General features: G+C 45.1%; 13 protein-coding genes. All 13 read left to right on the top strand.

Translation table 11 applies throughout. The annotated features are described in order from the left end of the window. The first annotated feature begins 158 nt into the window (after positions 1 to 158). Complete coding sequence (gene mutS / locus NSS82_RS18740; RefSeq protein ID WP_076273293.1) at positions 159 to 2,888, top strand: DNA mismatch repair protein MutS; 2,730 nt, start codon at positions 159 to 161, stop codon at positions 2,886 to 2,888. A gap of 42 nt (positions 2,889 to 2,930) precedes the next feature. Beyond that, the gene (gene mutL, locus NSS82_RS18735; RefSeq protein WP_076273292.1) at positions 2,931 to 4,916 is read left to right on the top strand and encodes a DNA mismatch repair endonuclease MutL; all 1,986 of its coding nucleotides are present in this window, start codon (positions 2,931 to 2,933) and stop codon (positions 4,914 to 4,916) included. A gap of 45 nt (positions 4,917 to 4,961) precedes the next feature. Beyond that, positions 4,962 to 5,741: a class I SAM-dependent methyltransferase gene (locus tag NSS82_RS18730; RefSeq protein WP_076142115.1), complete on the top strand. Its 780-nt coding sequence runs from the start codon at positions 4,962 to 4,964 to the stop codon at positions 5,739 to 5,741. After that, on the top strand, positions 5,731 to 6,711 hold the full coding sequence (gene miaA, locus NSS82_RS18725) for a tRNA (adenosine(37)-N6)-dimethylallyltransferase MiaA (protein WP_063829841.1): 981 nt from the start codon (positions 5,731 to 5,733) through the stop codon (positions 6,709 to 6,711). Before NSS82_RS18730 ends, miaA begins: the two co-directional genes overlap by 11 nt. Positions 6,712 to 6,730: 19 nt before the next feature. Next, positions 6,731 to 6,970, top strand: coding sequence for an RNA chaperone Hfq (gene hfq, locus NSS82_RS18720; protein WP_036687741.1), 240 nt, complete (start codon positions 6,731 to 6,733; stop codon positions 6,968 to 6,970). A gap of 139 nt (positions 6,971 to 7,109) precedes the next feature. Further along, positions 7,110 to 9,671 (top strand): transglycosylase domain-containing protein, encoded by a 2,562-nt coding sequence (locus NSS82_RS18715; protein WP_076273290.1) that lies wholly within the window; start codon positions 7,110 to 7,112, stop codon positions 9,669 to 9,671. 186 nt (positions 9,672 to 9,857) lie between these two features. Next, positions 9,858 to 10,412 (top strand): DUF402 domain-containing protein, encoded by a 555-nt coding sequence (locus tag NSS82_RS18710; RefSeq protein ID WP_036687739.1) that lies wholly within the window; start codon positions 9,858 to 9,860, stop codon positions 10,410 to 10,412. A 2-nt stretch (positions 10,413 to 10,414) separates the two neighbouring features. Beyond that, on the top strand, positions 10,415 to 11,071 hold the full coding sequence (locus tag NSS82_RS18705; protein WP_076273289.1) for a YdcF family protein: 657 nt from the start codon (positions 10,415 to 10,417) through the stop codon (positions 11,069 to 11,071). 317 nt (positions 11,072 to 11,388) lie between these two features. Further along, positions 11,389 to 12,363, top strand: coding sequence for an AAA family ATPase (locus NSS82_RS18700; RefSeq protein WP_076098759.1), 975 nt, complete (start codon positions 11,389 to 11,391; stop codon positions 12,361 to 12,363). Between the two features lie 254 nt (positions 12,364 to 12,617). Next, entirely contained in the window at positions 12,618 to 13,907 is a 1,290-nt protein-coding gene (hflX, locus tag NSS82_RS18695) for a GTPase HflX (protein ID WP_036687733.1), read from the top strand. Between the two features lie 133 nt (positions 13,908 to 14,040). Continuing rightward, the gene (locus NSS82_RS18690) at positions 14,041 to 15,315 is read left to right on the top strand and encodes a methionine gamma-lyase family protein (RefSeq protein ID WP_036687732.1); all 1,275 of its coding nucleotides are present in this window, start codon (positions 14,041 to 14,043) and stop codon (positions 15,313 to 15,315) included. Positions 15,316 to 15,377: 62 nt separating this feature from the next. Continuing rightward, positions 15,378 to 15,788: a MerR family transcriptional regulator gene (locus NSS82_RS18685; RefSeq protein WP_019910684.1), complete on the top strand. Its 411-nt coding sequence runs from the start codon at positions 15,378 to 15,380 to the stop codon at positions 15,786 to 15,788. Positions 15,789 to 15,821: 33 nt separating this feature from the next. Next, positions 15,822 to 17,150 (top strand): type I glutamate--ammonia ligase, encoded by a 1,329-nt coding sequence (gene glnA, locus NSS82_RS18680; RefSeq protein WP_036687730.1) that lies wholly within the window; start codon positions 15,822 to 15,824, stop codon positions 17,148 to 17,150. Positions 17,151 to 17,255 lie beyond the last annotated feature (105 nt).

The raw sequence follows: 17,255 nt of genomic DNA, 5'->3' as shown, positions 1-17,255 counted from the left end.
TTTACAATATTTAAAAGCAGAAGAATATACCTCCTGTAAGTGTTTGTCTGATAAGTATTCTAGTCTTTCGTTGTACTAATGTGAGGTTTCAGGGTAACTTTGTCCACCAATTTTCTGTTATAATGGGGGACAGCATTAAATAGGCATGGAGGTTGACCATGGCACAATATACGCCGATGATAGAGCAATATTTAAAGGTAAAGGAAGGGGCTAAGGATGCCTTCCTATTTTTTAGACTGGGCGATTTCTATGAAATGTTCTTTGAAGATGCCATTTTGGCTTCCAAGGAGCTTGAGATTACGTTGACAGGCCGCGAAGGCGGGGGCGAGGAGAAAATCCCTATGTGTGGAGTGCCTTACCACGCCGCCGAGGGATATATTCAACGCCTGATAGAAAAAGGATATAAAGTCGCCATTTGTGAGCAGTTAGAGGATGCTTCAGTCACTAAAGGCATGGTGAAGCGGGATATTGTACGCGTCGTGACACCAGGAACCGTGATGGATGGAAAAATCATTGCTGACAAGAGCAATAACTACCTCGTTTGCGTCACCGAAAGTGACGGAATGATGGCATTAGCTGCCTGCGATTTAACAACTGGGGAGCTGTATGTTACTTCGGTATTATCTGGAGCCGAATGGCTGCGTGATGAGATTGGCATTTATGAACCGGCTGAGATCATCGGAGACGCTGCACTTTTGGAGATCCTGCGAAGCGAAACGCCGCTGTTAGCCAAACCTGTAGTGTACACCCCTTGGGAGAAACGCGAGGAGGAGCTGGCACGTCGTCAGTTCGGTGAAGCGGCATGGGTACGTCTAGAGAAGGAACGTGGACAATGTCTGGCGCTTCTGATCTCTTATCTGAATGAGACCCAGCGGCGTTCGTTAGGGCAGCTTAGTCAGATTTCTCCTTATGAACCAGGCAATTATATGATTCTAGATCCATTTACACGCCGGAATCTTGAACTAACCGAGACGGTTCGCGAACGCTCCAAAAAAGGATCCCTGCTCTGGCTGCTGGATCGAACGGAAACGTCAATGGGCGCCCGTCTGTTACGTCGCAGAATTGATAAGCCGCTATTGCAGCGAGCTCCGATCGAACGGCGCCTAGAGGCTGTCGATTATTTGTACAATCAGTTTATCGTTCGCGAGGACCTGCGTTTAGCGCTTAAAGAAATTTATGATTTGGAGCGTTTGGTGGGTCGTATTGCTTTTGGCAGCGCTAATGGACGTGATATGAATGCTCTGAAAATATCGCTGGCGCAAATTCCTGCATTGAAGGAATTATGTATGACCTCCGGTTCAGCTACTTTAAGAGAGATCGGTGCAAGTATGGATGAATGCGCTGAGCTGCGAGAGGATATTGACCGCGCAATCGTCGAGGATGCGCCGGTGTCTGTGCGCGACGGTGGAATTATCCGTTCCGGTTATCATGAACGTTTGGACGAGCTTAGAGAAGCTAGCAGTAACGGTAAACGTTGGATCGCTGAACTGGAAGCTAAGGAAAGACAGGCCACTGGCATTAAGTCACTGAAGATCGGCTATAACAAAATCTTCGGTTATTTCATAGAGATCACCAAATCCAATCTGGCTGCACTGCCGGAAGGAAGATATGAACGTAAGCAGACGCTTGCCAACGCAGAGCGTTTTGTCACACCTGAGCTTAAAGAGAAGGAAGCACTCATCCTTGAAGCTCAGGATAAAATGACGGATTTGGAATACAGCCTCTTTACCGAGCTGCGTGATCGCATCAGCGGGCAAATCCCCCGCTTGCAAAATCTTGCAGAAAAGGTTGCCGAGATTGATGTATATCAATGCTTGGCGGCAGTTAGTGCCGAACATCGTTTTGTCAAGCCAGTTCTTTCGGATGGTTATGATCTTCGGCTTGAAGGAGGCCGTCATCCCGTTGTGGAGGCGGTGCTTAAAGATTCCGCTTTTATTGCAAATGGAAGCACGCTGAGTAAGGAAGAAGGTAACATTCTTCTAATTACAGGTCCTAATATGGCGGGGAAAAGTACTTACATGCGTCAGGTGGCGCTGATCTGTATCATGGCTCAGATTGGATGTTTTGTACCAGCAAACAGTGCTGAAGTTCCGCTTATAGACCGAATTTTTACTCGTATTGGAGCAGCCGATGATTTAATCGGTGGTCAAAGTACATTTATGGTGGAAATGGCTGATATCCAAGTTATGACCGAAAAAGCAACAGCTCGCAGCTTGATTATTATTGATGAGCTGGGAAGAGGTACCTCGACCAGTGAAGGTATGGCCATCGCTCAGGCGGTTATTGAATATGTACATGATGTTATTTCTTGCAAAGCTCTAGTTTCGACGCATTTTCATGAATTGGCTCATTTGGAAGGGAGTCTTAAAGGACTGCGGAATTACTCTATGGCTGTTCAAGAGAGCGGTGATAAAGTAAACTTCCTGCGCAAGCTAGTTCCTGGAGCGGCTGACAGCAGCTATGGGATCTATTGTGCACGTCTTGCAGGTCTTCCTGAAGGGATTATTGACCGAGCTTATGGTCTCTTACAGAACATTGAGCAGGCAGCCCATCCTGGTGGTTCTGAACTTCATTACGGGGGAAGTCTCGAAAGACAGGCGGCTGTAAGAGAAGTTGCTAGCACATCCTCGATGGCGCAAGCCGTAAGTGTCATCACTGAGACGCCCGTAGAAAATGAGGTTGTTCAGTTGTCTATCTTTGGTGAGGAAGAACCACGCAAGAATCGCAAAGGTAGTGCACCTCAAGTTGCGGTAACTGAGATCCATGAGAATCCCGCGCTAAAAGAGTTCATTTCTTCTGTGCGTGACGCTGATCTTATGAATATGACGCCGCTGCAGGCGATGAGTCTTTTGAACGAGCTGAAGATGAAGGTTAAGGATCTGCAATAAAGATTTTATAATAATTGATTGCCTAAATAAGAGGTGAATGAAATGGCCAAAATTCATATATTGGACGAGCATATTGCCAACCAGATTGCTGCGGGTGAAGTAGTAGAGCGGCCAGCTTCTGTTGTAAAGGAGCTAGTCGAGAATGCGATTGACGCTGGCAGTACAAGAATTGAGGTATCGGTAGAAGAGGGGGGCTTGCAGAGCATCCGCGTTAAAGATAATGGCTCCGGGATTGATCCTGAAGATTGCGAGACCGCCTTTTACCGGCATGCTACAAGTAAAATTCTGAATGGCCGCGATCTATTTCAAATCACAAGCTTAGGCTTCCGCGGAGAGGCACTTCCCAGTATTGCCGCGGTATCCAAGGTATCGCTTCTAACTGCAACTGCCGATGACGGCAAAGGGCGCCTAGTAGACATTGAGGGTGGCAATCTCATACGAAATGAGGACGCTCCTTCCGGCCGGGGAAGTGATCTTGCCGTTCGTGAATTGTTTTTTAATACGCCGGCAAGGCTGAAATATATGAAGAGTATTCAGACGGAGCTGGGCCATATCTCAGATGCCATGTACCGCATGGCGCTGGCTCATCCGGGGATCTCTTTTACCTTGCATCATAATGGCAATCAGCTGCTGCATACGCTCGGAAATGGTGATCTGCTGCAGGTCATCGCAGCTGTTTACGGAACCAATGCCGCCAAAGCAATGCTGCCGATTACGGCAGAAGACTTGGATTACCGGATTTCCGGATATATAAGTCGTCCAGAATGGACTCGTTCCAATCGAAATGCAATCACTACTATTGTCGGTGGCCGTTATATTCGCAGTAATGGACTGAACGCAGCAATCATGCGTGCTTATCACACCTTGCTTCCGATTAACCGTTATCCGTTATTAGTTCTTGAACTGGATATGCACCCCTCTTTGGTAGATGTCAATGTACATCCAGCAAAACTCGAGGTTAGATTCAGTAAAGAGAATGAGCTTTACACCTTTGTTGAGCAGGAGATCCGCAAAATACTGCTGGGGCAAAGTCTGATTCCACGTCCAAGCAAGGAAACAATCGGACCCAAGGGCAGCAGCTCCTTTATCCAGGAGCAATTTTCTTTTTCCAAAGGAGCTGTTCCACTGTCATCTTCGAATGGGGATGAGAAGGATACAGCCCCCACGGGATCTGCCAGCTTCTTAAGTGGACTACAGTCATCGAACCTTGACCGTAATTCCCGTGATTTTAGTAAGGAAGGTCAGGCGGATCATCAGGTGGCTCGCGAGGTAGCTCCAGCTTACGGGTCAGGCTATCCGTCTTCATCTTCGCAGGGGCGCCAAACTAGTGCGAATACTAGTTATTCCAATAGCTATCGCCCGCAAGAAGCGTCAATGGCGCAGAAGCAGCTCCCTTCGGTTGAGAAGCTATGGGCTCCACCACAACAAGAAGAGCCTGGACTTCCGGCCTTTCCTGAGCTTAATTATATAGGCCAGCATCATGGGACCTATATTATTGCCCAGAATGATGGAGGACTTTATTTAATCGATCAGCATGCGGCACATGAACGTATTAATTACGAATACTTCTATGAGAAATTTGGTCGGCCGGAGGATGCCTCACAGGAGCTGCTACTGCCGATTACACTGGAGTTCACGCCTTCTGAAAGTCGTCAGCTTAGTGAACGTCTACATTGGTTTCAGCAGGCCGGGGTATACCTTGAACACTTTGGCGGACAGACCTTTCTTGTTCGTTCCTTGCCCTATTGGTTTCCTGAAGGGGAGGAGAAGGCGGTCGTTGAAGAAATGGCGGAGTGGGTCTTAAGCGAGCGTATGATTGATCTTGCGAAGCTACGAGAAAAGTCATCGATTCTGTGTTCATGTAAAGCCTCGATTAAGGCCAACCATAAACTAACAGAACAGGAAGTGGAAGCTCTGTTATCCCGACTTGCAGAGTGCAAGCAACCGTATACTTGCCCACATGGACGGCCGATTGTGATCTCTTTTTCATCCTATGATTTAGAGAAATTGTTCAAGCGGGTTATGTAATTATACATTTTTTTGAAATTTGTTGAGAGCAAGACTGGAGGCACCATGATTATAACTACGGGGTATAGCCCGATAATGGAAATAGTAGAACGCGCGCAAAGCCTTGCGAAGAGAACGGGTTGTAGTTATGCTTCACGTGAGAAACTCTCAATTACAAGGATGGTTGAACATTACGGAGATGAGGATATTCTGATTCTATCTCAGGACGCTGTTCGACTACACCGCTTAGGAATGGAGCCTATGGAGTTTCATCCAAGCATGGGCTTCGTTCGCGCTAAACGAATCCTAAAGGGTGAGATCGAGCCGATGCTTGTTGCTGCTCGAATGCTTCCCGGAGATAGCGTATTGGATTGTACAGCCGGATTAGGAGCCGACTCCTTACTGTTTGCTGTGCATGGTGGTGAGTCCTCGGAGGTTACCGCTTTGGAGAGCTCATTACCGCTGTACGCACTGCTCAGTGAAGGGATGTCTCATTACACCTCTGGGCAAGTAAAGGTCAATGAGGCTTTACGCAGAGTTAATGTCGTGCATAGTGAACATTTGGATTATTTACGGTCTCAACCAGATCGAAGTGTGGATATTGTCTACTTCGATCCTATGTTTCGCGTGCCTCTGACGGGTTCTGCCTCGATTTCCCCGCTGCGGCAATTCGCTAACCGTGCAGCCTTATCGACAGAGAGTGTAGCAGAGGCGGTTAGGGTCGCCCGTAAGACTGTTCTTTTAAAAGAAAAGGCTTTGAGTGGCGAATTTGAACGCCTAGGGTTTACTGAGCTGCTCCGAAGCAACTCCAAAACATCGTACGGGGTGATACACATTGACAACTAAAGAAAGGCATAAGGTTCTAGTGCTGTTAGGACCAACTGCCGTAGGCAAAACCCGGTTAAGTCTGGAGCTGGCAGCAGCTTATAACGCTGAGATTATTTCCGGCGATTCGATGCAGGTTTATTGTGGTATGGATATTGGTACAGCTAAGATTACACCCGCTGAAATGAAGGGAATTCCCCATCACCTGATCGATATTCATGATCCGCAGGATGCGTATTCTGCCGCTGAATTTCAAGAGCAGGGCACTAGACTTATCGAGGAGATAAGCGCTAGAGGGAAGCTTCCCTTTATCGTAGGGGGGACTGGACTGTATATTGAGTCTTTATGTTACGGCTTTCAGTTCTCAGAAGCAGTGGCTGATGAAGCTTTCCGTAAAGAGCAGGATCAATTTGCGGAAGAATATGGAGCGCTTGCACTGCATGCCAGACTCGAGGCGGTTGATCCAGTCAGCGCAGCCAAACTTCATCCTAACGACCGTCGCAGAATTATCCGTGCACTGGAAATTCAACACCAGACAAACACTACACTTTCCGCTTCTCATGCTGCTCAAAAGAAGGAATCACCCTATGACTTATGTCTCATAGGTTTGACAATGGACCGGAAAATACTATATAAACGTATTGAGGACCGAATTGATAGCATGCTGGCGGATGGTCTCGTTGCTGAGGTGAAGGGACTGCTGGATAACGGTTACAGCAGAAGCCTTGTGTCCATGCAGGGATTGGGTTACAAGGAAATTGCCGCTTACCTGGCGGGAGAACTGACGCTGGAAGAAGCTGTGATACTGCTTAAACGCGATACTCGCCGATTCGCCAAAAGACAGTTGTCATGGTTTCGCCACATGAAGGAAATCGAGTGGATCGATGTCGAAGGTGAACAAAACTTTTCTGAGAATTTCTCAAAAATACGTGGTATAATAGCAGGAAAGTTTCTCTCAGGTCTTGAATATACTTCTGAACAATCTAATTGAACCATTGGGGGTACGTCATATGAACAAGTCCATTAACATCCAAGATACATTCTTGAACCAACTACGCAAAGAAAATATCCCTGCTACGGTATATCTGACCAACGGTTTTCAAATCCGGGGAATAATTAAAGCATTCGACAATTTTACAATCGTCATTGACAGTGATGGACGCCAGCAAATGGTGTATAAACACGCAATTTCCACGTTCACACCACAGCGTAGTGTATCACTGATGCAAGACAGCAGTAGTGAAGAATAATATTTATCAAAAATGAATTGAAACCTTTCTTGTTTATAAATCGTTTGAATAGAGTGTGAGAGAGCAACCTGTGAAGGTTGTTCTTTTCATTCATGGCAGACCATTTATGTTTATTTCCGAAAGGGAGTCAGGAGGCATTATGTCTAGAGACGATACATCCAGGACGAATCACAATAGAGATAGAGGATCGTCCAGTTCCAAATCAAAACCAAAATCAAAACCAAAAAAGAAAAAGAAATTTTTGACGAAGAAGCGTGTGCTGTGGAGCTTGTTCTTCGCTACGGCATTAGCCATTTTTTGTGCATTAGGTGGATATCTGTTCATTATGCTAAATGGTCAAAAGCTTCTGCTTGAGAACCAAGATAAGCTAACAGTGAATGAAACTACTAAGGTATATGACCGCAATGCTAATTTAATCGGCGAATTATCACTGGAGAAAAGTGATCCAGTAGAGTATGAAGAAATTCCACCGTTATTGGTTAATGCTTTTGTAGCCACAGAGGATAAACGTTTCTTCGAACATTCTGGTGTGGATTTATGGTCGATTGGCCGGGCAGCAGTAAAGGATATCGCCGCACGAAGTATGGTAGAGGGCGGTAGTACCATTACTCAACAGCTCGCCAAAAACATCTTCCTGACACGGGACAAGACGTTTTTCCGTAAAGCAACTGAAGTGTCTATTGCCGTAGCCCTTGAGAATCAGAAATCTAAAGAAGAGATCATTACGATGTATCTGAACCGGATTAACTTCGGGGGTACAATTTACGGAATTAAAGCAGCATCAGTAAGATATTTTGGTAAAAGTGATTTGAGTCAGCTTAAGGTCTGGGAAATCGCGACATTGGCGGCGATGCCAAAAGGCCCGTCTCGTTACAACCCGCTGCGTAACCCAGATCTTTCGAAGGAACGGCGCGCAGTAGTGCTTCAGCTTATGTATGAGCAAGGGTACATAACGGAGCAGGAAAGAGACGAAGCAAAAGCCGTAGATTATAACTATAAGCCGCCAGAAAAGAAACAGCGTTATCAAGCATTTATTGATTTTGCAGTAGATGAGGCGGAAGAAAAATTTGGATTGTCAGAAGATGATCTGAATATCGGCGGATACAAAATTTACACTACCATGGATAAGCATGCTCAAGAAACGGTTGAAGATGCTTTTGCAGATAGTGATAATTTTGAAAAGAGTGTAGATGAAGAGCTGGTACAAGGCTCAATGACGATTGTGAATCAGGAGAATGGCAGCATTGTCGCACTCCTTGGCGGACGGAATTATGAGAAAAAAGGCTACAGTCGTGTAACTGGCAGCCGTCGTTCTCCAGGTTCTGCTTTCAAACCAATTGTCTCTTATGCTCCAGCGCTGGAATCTGGGAAATTCACCATGAATTCAACGCTAAGCAATGAGAAGCAATGTTTCGCGAACTATTGTCCAACCAACCTGCACGGATATTCTAAGAGCATCAACATGAGTGATGCCATTCAGAAATCAGAGAATATTCCTGCTGTTTGGCTGCTCAATGAAATTGGTGTGAATACCGGATTTAAATTTGCCAAGAAACTAGGCATTGGATTGGAAGACGAGGATAAGAACCTCTCGCTGGCTCTTGGAGGCATGAGCAAAGGAACCAATACGCTGGAAATGGCGCAAGCCTACAGCGCTTTTGCAAATGGCGGCGAACTAAGAGAGGCTTATTCCATTAAATCCATCTCTGACAGCAGTGGTGAGACGGTCTACAAAGCGAATACAACGCCTGAGCGTGTGATGAGTAAGGAAACGGCTTATCAAATGACTGAGATGATGCAGAAGGTCGTGGAGAGCGGTACGGGTAGAAAAGCTAGGATTGACCGTCCTGTGGCCGGTAAGACCGGTACGACGCAAAGTGGATATTCTGGAATCAGCTCGAACCGTGATGTGTGGTTTGTAGGCTACACGCCGGAATGGACAGCAGCAGTCTGGATGGGTTATGACAAGCCAAGTAAAAAGCATCTGCTTAAGAACAGCAGTCCGCTTGCCGCTGCTTTCTGGGGTAAGGTCATGGAGGAAGCGCTGAAGGATGTTCCTAAGAAATCCTTCCCGCAGATCGATAACGAGATTGCCCCTGAGCCTACAGAAACACCAGAAACAGCTCAGACCGTTACTGGACTATCAGCAGCATATGATCCTTCTACGATGACTGTAAATCTCAATTGGGAGGCAGTTCCTATTTCCGGAGTTGAGTATCGTATTTATCGTAGAGAGACATCGGAAGCTGAGTTTGGCTCACTGTTAAATACAGTGACTACCAGCGCAGGGGATTTTAGTGCACTGCCTGGTTTGGTTTACGAGTATTATGTAACCTCTTATGACCCTGCGCTGAAAGTGGAGAGCGAACCATCCAATGTGGTTAGTGTATCCGTGCAGGATGAAATGCCGACCCCTGAACCAACCATAGATCCTAATCTTCCAACCCCGACCCCAGAGGAAGGTGGCAACAACGGAGAGAATGGAAATGGTGGCAATAACGGAGGCGGCAACGAGGGTGGCGGAAATGACGGAGGTACAGGGACGATCCCTGAAATCACCCCGCCACCGCCAACACCAATGCCGACTCCAACTCCAGAACCCACTATCGGTGGAGAAGGTTCCGGCGATGAGAGCGGGAATGTGTCCACAAACCCTGATCCAGAGGCGGGGTTTGTGAACGGAGATTCTTCCGCTCAATAAACGAGTTTGAATTTCAAATAATAAGCTTTATCCATGGCAGCCCAGCTTCGCTTTATTTAAAAAGCGAAGCTAGGTTGCCGTTTTTGTTAGGTTTAGAAGAAAAATTTCTTGTATTTTGCGGGATGTTTTGAGTGTATCCTCTAAATGTGTTAAGCTGAATAGACCATACTGGAGAGGGTAATTTCTATGAAACGTAAATTCGGAGACCGGGCCAACTGGCGCCGGATTACGCGTCGCCATTTTGCCTGCCGCTATGTGGAGAGCCGGGAATTCAGCGGATATATTACGCTTTATACCATCTACGGGCTGAAAGAACCACTGTGGAAGAGCTATGGACGACATACATATCGTATTGCAGATAAAGGTTATTCCTGGCTGCAATATTTTCCGAAAGACAGTCACTATATTGTGACGGCTATGTTCGACGAAAAACAAAATATTGTTCAATGGTACATAGACACCTGTAAGGTGCAAGGCGTCACTGACCAAGGTGTGCCTTGGTTTGACGATTTGTATCTGGACGTGGTAGTACTTTGGAACGGCGAGGTGTTTTTGCTCGATGAGGATGAACTGGAGGAAGCACTGGAGAGGCAAGATATCTCAGAAAGCGATTATAAGCTAGCCTGGGAGACTGCCCATACTATTTTACGTGGCATCGATGCTCATGCTTTCCCTTATTTCTCTCTCTCTTTGAAACATCGTGCCGAATTATTTCATCATGGAGAATTCAGGAGGAAATAAAGATGGAATGGTACGTTTATGGAAGAGACTCTTCCCCGATTCGGATTGTTCCCAAAAAACGCCGGATTTGGTCTAAACGAACGTTGCTTATTGCTTTAATGCTTATTGTTGTAGTTGGATTGTTGTGGTGTGCGTACGCATTGAGGAATATCAATAAAGCCGCAACGACAGATCCTATGCTCAAAGCCGATACAGGGATCATTCTTGGCATGTCGATGTGGGGAGATGAACCTAGCCCGGGATTGAAGGAACGATTGGATTACGGGCTTAAGCTTTATCAAGAGGGGATGTTCTCGCATTTCATAGTTTCTGGAGGTTTGGATAAACCTGATCTTCAATATACCGAAGGTCAAGGCATGCGTAATTATTTAGTAGCTCATGGAGTTCCGGATAGCGCCATTTCTGTTGAAAATAAAGCTACCAGCACTTACGAGAATCTTCTGTATAGCAAAGCAATTATGACAAGTGAGGGATTGTCTTCAGCAATTATTATTACGCATACATATCATGGATGGCGTTCACACGAAATCGCGGACGAGCTCGGTTATGTGAATCCTGAACTGGGACTTACAGAATCCACTGTTCTGTCGATGACAAGGCATAAGTCGCGCGAAATTCTAGCCTATACGAAATGGAAAATCCAGCAGTTGTTCCTGTAATTGTTCCCGAATATCAGAATCTTCTAATAACGCCTCCTATTCCGGAAGAGACTTGATTAGAAAAGCCAGCCCCCAAATGGATTAAACTCTAACTGGGGGCTATTTGTTATTTGTATATCAAAAATAATGGGAGTGTAAAATGATAAAAAAATAAGCGTTTGCTTATGGCTTTTATGTATTTCGGTCATTCTATCCTCGTGTACCATCGTAGAAGATGCGAGAGATAGCAGGGAATCCAATGTCGAAACCCCATTCTTTAAAACAAGTGCATGATGTCATTCAGTTATTGCATATAATGCTCTAACGAGGTGATTACAATGGGTGAAGAAAATTTAAGAAAGATAACCATTAATGATTCCAGAATGAATATAACTTTCAAAAATCAAGACCCAACAAATATTACGAATGAAACATTGGAGAGCGCGCTGGCTCAAAATAATCATTTAGAATCTACAAAAGAAATCCTGCAAGAGCTTCATGAGCTTATCGGTCTTGAAAAGGTGAAGGATCTTATATATGAAATTCATGCGCTTATCCAAGTGGAAAAAATGAGACAAGAACTGGGGTTAAATGTAGTTAATCAGGTTTATCATATGCTGTTTAAAGGCAACCCCGGGACTGGAAAGACAACTGTAGCAAGAATCGTTGCCAAGCTGTTAAAGAATATGGGCATATTAAGTAAAGGTCAATTAATCGAAGTAGAGAGAGCGGATTTAGTGGGGGAATACATAGGGCATACAGCTCAAAAGACCAGAGACCTTGTTAAGAAGGCTATGGGTGGCGTATTATTCATTGACGAGGCTTATAGCTTGGCTAGAGGCGGAGATAAAGATTTTGGGAAAGAGGCAATCGACTGTCTTGTAAAGGTTATGGAGGACAGGAATGATGATCTCATCATTATCTTAGCGGGTTATCCAAATGAAATGGAGATGTTCATGGAGGCTAACACCGGACTTCCCTCACGATTTCCAATTCAACTTGATTTTCAGGACTACACAACAGATGAACTGATATTGATTGCACATAAAATGGCAGCTGAAAGAGACTATATAATTACTCCTGAAACAAATGGGAAACTAAAAGAGTTAATCCTTAATGAGAAAATTATTGAAGAAAATTTTAGTAATGCGCGGTATGTACGCAATATCCTCGAGCAGGCAATTCGCCATCAAGCGGTTAGATTAATAAGCAGACATGTCAAAATATCCAAGCAATCTTTGATGGAGATCTTACCGAGAGACCTTGTTCTTCCGGTCGATGATTATTCAAAAGGGGAGAGTATAATCTCTTAAATAAATTGACACCGGCTAAGTTTATACGTGCTTAGTCGGTTTATCTTTTATAAAAGATTGAAGATTATTATAATGAAAATGCTGACAGCATGGGGAGCCGTTCCATTATCAGCCTATATTACCAATGAAACTTATGATAAAATGTTTTGAAGTGCTGTGAATGAACAGTTTCATCTGTATAACATCAGCAAGAAGTGAAAAACTGATTAAATGGTACACAAAGATTCTATTACCGTCATAAGGAGCATGAATAAATGGCAATAACTACGCATGATACAGAAACGGATATTCAAGATCGGGCGATATTGGTCACTCTCGTCACAGATAAAATTAAACGTACCGGTATTGACCCAGAGCTTTCTCTGCAGGAATTAGTACAGTTAGCAGAAACAGCAGGTGTTGAAGTCCTGGATGTGTTGCGTCAGAATAAGGAAACACCGGATTCAAAATGGTTTATCGGGAAAGGCAAGGTAGAAGAGCTCCGCATGGCCGCTGATGGTCTTGGAGCTAATACGGCTATTTTTGATCAGGAATTATCTGGAGCGCAGGTACGGAACCTTGAAGAGTCTTTGGATCTGAAGATTATTGATCGGACGCAACTCATTTTGGATATTTTTGCTGGGCGGGCCAAAACGAGAGAGGGTATTATTCAAGTAGAGCTGGCACAGCTGTCCTATCTTTTGCCGCGGTTATCCGGTCAAGGCAAAAACTTATCCAGATTAGGCGGGGGTATAGGAACCAGAGGGCCAGGTGAAAGTAAGCTTGAGACCGATCGCCGGCATATTCGCAATCGGATTACGGAGTTGAAACGCCAGTTGGATGAGGTAGTTAAGACCCGTGAGCTGCACCGTGAACGCCGCCGTAAGGCAGGGGCAGTGCAGGTTGCTCTAGTCGGCTACACAAATGCTGGTAAATCGACGCTGCTTAAGCAGCTTACGGATGCGGATGTTTATATTGAAAATCAATTGTTTGCTACGCTTGACCCTACTTCACGTGTGCTTCAGCTAACGGGTGGCAAAGAGGTAGTGCTTACGGATACTGTAGGCTTCATTCAGAATCTTCCGCATGATCTTGTGGCATCTTTCCGCGCAACGCTGGAGGAAGTCAATGAGGCCAATCTGGTGTTGCATGTAGTGGATGCCTCATCTCCAATGCGTGAGGAGCAGATGGAGATTGTGCAAACTATTTTGCAGGACTTAGGGGCAGCCAGCAAACCGCAAATAGTGCTTTTTAATAAAATCGATCTATGTGAGCCTGAGCAACTGGAAATGCTGCCAACCGGCACAGGGTTTTTGAAGATCAGTGCGTTTAACCCTGAGGATTTAACCCGGATTATCGAAATTATCTCTGATGAATTGGCCGGAGATACGCTGAATTTTCGAATTCCTGGAGACCGTGGCGATATTTCTTCCCTGCTTTACAGAGTAGGTGAGGTTCTGGAAACCACCTATGACGAGAACGATGTTATCTATAACGTCCGTCTTAATAAAGAGGATTATGATAAATGGGGTTACATGCTTGCTGATTTTGTGGACCAACCGTAATCTTCTTTGTTCCCCTAAAGTGGAAATGCTTGTAGTATAGGTATAAAATAATAGCTAATGACAAAAAGCGTCAGGCAACTGTCGCTTTCTGTCATTATGATGGCAAGTAAATGTAAGGAGCGAATAAGAACTAATGGCAGTTTTTGCAGAAGATATTTTAGGAGCGGCAGAGTCCGCAGAAGTTGAAATCGAAGGTGCAGTCAAAGCTCTTGATCGAATTGTCGATAAGAATCAATGGAAGGTTATAGAAGCGTTTCAACGTCATCAGGTCAGTGATTATCATTTTGCGGGTTCAACGGGGTATGCTTACAACGACCGTGGACGCGAAGTGCTGGATCTTGTCTATGCTGACGTTTTTGGTGCGGAATCAGCTTTGGTGCGTCCGCATTTTGCTTCAGGAACACATACCATTTCAACAGCCCTCTTTGGTGTGCTGCGACCAGGAGACGAGCTTTTATACATCACAGGTCGTCCGTACGATACCTTACACAAGGTGATTGGCCAAGCAGGAGATGGGACAGGCTCACTCGCAGACTTCGGAATTACATATCGGGAGGTTGCCCTTACCGCAGAGGGTAAGATTGATTGGGAAGAGGTAACTCTCTCTATCAATGAGAAGACTAAAGTAATTGGAATTCAAAGATCGCGTGGTTATGATTGGCGTGCTTCCTTCACAGTAGCCGAAATAGGTGACATGACAGCGAGAGTGAAGTCATTGAAACCGGATGTTATTGTGTTCGTTGATAATTGCTATGGTGAGTTTACTGAAGAGCTTGAGCCTCCACAGGTTGGAGTGGATCTAGTAGCGGGTTCATTAATTAAAAATCCTGGTGGTGGAATTGCTGAGACGGGTGGATACATCTGTGGGCGCAGAGATCTAGTAGAGCTTACAGCGTACCGTCTTACAGCTCCTGGTATCGGCGGCGAAGTAGGTGCAATGTTAGGAACTACCCGCGGGTTATACCAAGGACTGTTCATGGCTCCGCATACAGTTGGACAAGCCCTTAAAGGCAGTATTTTTGCGGCAGCTGTATTTCAGCGCTGCGGGTTTGAGACGAAACCAGCGTGGAATGAACCTCGTACAGATTTGATTCAGGCGGTTTCCTTTGATGGACCGGATCACTTAATTGCCTTCGTGCAGGGAATTCAACGTGCTGCGGCGGTAGACAGCCATGTAGTTCCAGAACCATGGGATATGCCGGGATATGAACATCCTGTCATCATGGCGGCAGGTACGTTTATACAAGGTGGTAGCTTAGAGTTATCGGCAGATGCGCCTATCCGTGCGCCTTATATCGGCTATATGCAAGGGGGATTAACCTACTCCCATGTCAAATATGGCGTTTTGATGGCACTCCAAAGTATGCGTGATCGAAAATTACTGTCAGAAAATCTTACACACCATTGACACGCTGTATTAGGAAATGTACAATGAGATCAGAAAAAGATCATTGGAAGGTTGGATGAGTCATGGGTGATGAAATCCGCAGAAATATGGCATTATTTCCTATTGGAATTGTAATGAAGTTAACTGATTTATCTGCAAGACAAATTCGTTATTATGAACAGCACAGTCTAATCGTACCTGCACGTACATCTGGGAATCAACGTTTGTTCTCTTTTAATGATGTTGAGCGCCTATTAGAAATTAAGGCCTTGATTGAAAAGGGTGTTAACATTGCTGGCATCAAGCAAGTAATGAACCCAGTCTCTAAGGAATCCGAAGAAGCTACTGTGATTACCCCTGACACAGAGGTTAGACGTAGAGAGCTATCAGATTCGCAGCTTCACCGTTTGCTGAAGCAAGAACTAGTTTCCGGTAAAAGACCGGGACAGGTATCGCTTATTCAAGGTGAGTTATCCCGGTTTTTTAATAAATAATAATATACAGAGTTTTGAAAGGGAGAGGATCACGTGAGCTTTTCTAAAGAGGATATTTTACGCATTGCCAAGGAAGAGAATGTTCGTTTCATTCGTCTGCAATTTACAGATCTGTTAGGTACTATCAAGAATGTAGAGATTCCGGTTAGCCAATTGGAAAAAGCACTCGACAACAAAATGATGTTTGATGGTTCCTCCATTGAGGGTTATGTACGGATTGAAGAATCCGATATGTATCTCTTCCCAGATCTTGATACTTGGGTAATCTTCCCTTGGGTGACTGATAGCCGTGTTGCACGTCTGATTTGTGACGTGTATATGCCTGATGGTACTCCATTTGCTGGAGACCCACGTGGTATCCTGAAGCGTTGTCTGAAGGAAGCCGAAGAAATGGGCTTTACAGCGATGAATGTTGGACCTGAACCTGAATTCTTCTTGTTCAAAACAGACGAAAGAGGTAACCCAACTACAGAATTGAACGACCAAGGTGGTTATTTCGACTTAGCTCCTACGGACTTAGGAGAAAACTGCCGTCGTGAAATCGTATTGACCCTTGAAGAAATGGGCTTTGAAATCGAAGCATCCCACCATGAAGTGGCTTCCGGCCAGCATGAAATTGATTTCAAATATGCTGACGCGATCACTTCTGCTGACCAAATTCAAACCTTTAAGCTCGTTGTGAAGACGGTTGCCCGTCAACACGGCTTGCATGCAACTTTTATGCCTAAACCTTTGTTTGGTATTAACGGATCGGGTATGCACGCTCACCAATCCTTGTTTAATGGCAAAGAAAACATGTTCTACGATGAAAGTGACAAGCTAGGTCTGAGCAAAACTGCACGTTACTATATGGCTGGTATTTTGAAGCACGCTCGTGCTTTTGCAGCGATTACTAACCCAACAGTGAACTCTTACAAACGCCTTGTTCCTGGTTATGAAGCACCTTGTTACGTAGCTTGGTCTGCAAGTAACCGTAGCCCGATGATTCGTATCCCGGCTTCGAGAGGGCTTAGCACACGTGTTGAAGTTCGTAATCCGGACCCGGCAGCTAACCCATACCTCGCACTTGCTGTTATGTTGAAAGCAGGGCTAGACGGAATTAAGCGTAAGCTTGATCTTCCAGCCCCAATTGACCGTAACATCTATGTGATGTCTGAGGAAGAGCGTATTGAAGAAGGCATCCCAAGCTTGCCATCCGATTTGAAAGAAGCGCTAAGCGAAATGATCCGCAGCCATGTAATTACCGAAGCTCTCGGCGAACATGCGCTGGCTCACTTCTACGAGCTGAAAGAAATCGAATGGGATATCTATCGTACTCAGGTTCACGAGTGGGAAAGAAACCAATACATGACACTTTACTAGAACCTTTAAACCCTTGACACCTTTGGTGTTGAGGGTTTTTTTGTTTGGGCAAAATAGTGGTTTTGTAACCATCAATGATATGTCTACGAAAAATGCCCGCGAAAT

This window comes from Paenibacillus sp. FSL H7-0735 (assembly GCF_038008505.1).
GTDB lineage: Bacteria > Bacillota > Bacilli > Paenibacillales > Paenibacillaceae > Paenibacillus_AQ > Paenibacillus_AQ odorifer.
This window is presented reverse-complemented; position numbering and strand designations above follow the sequence as displayed.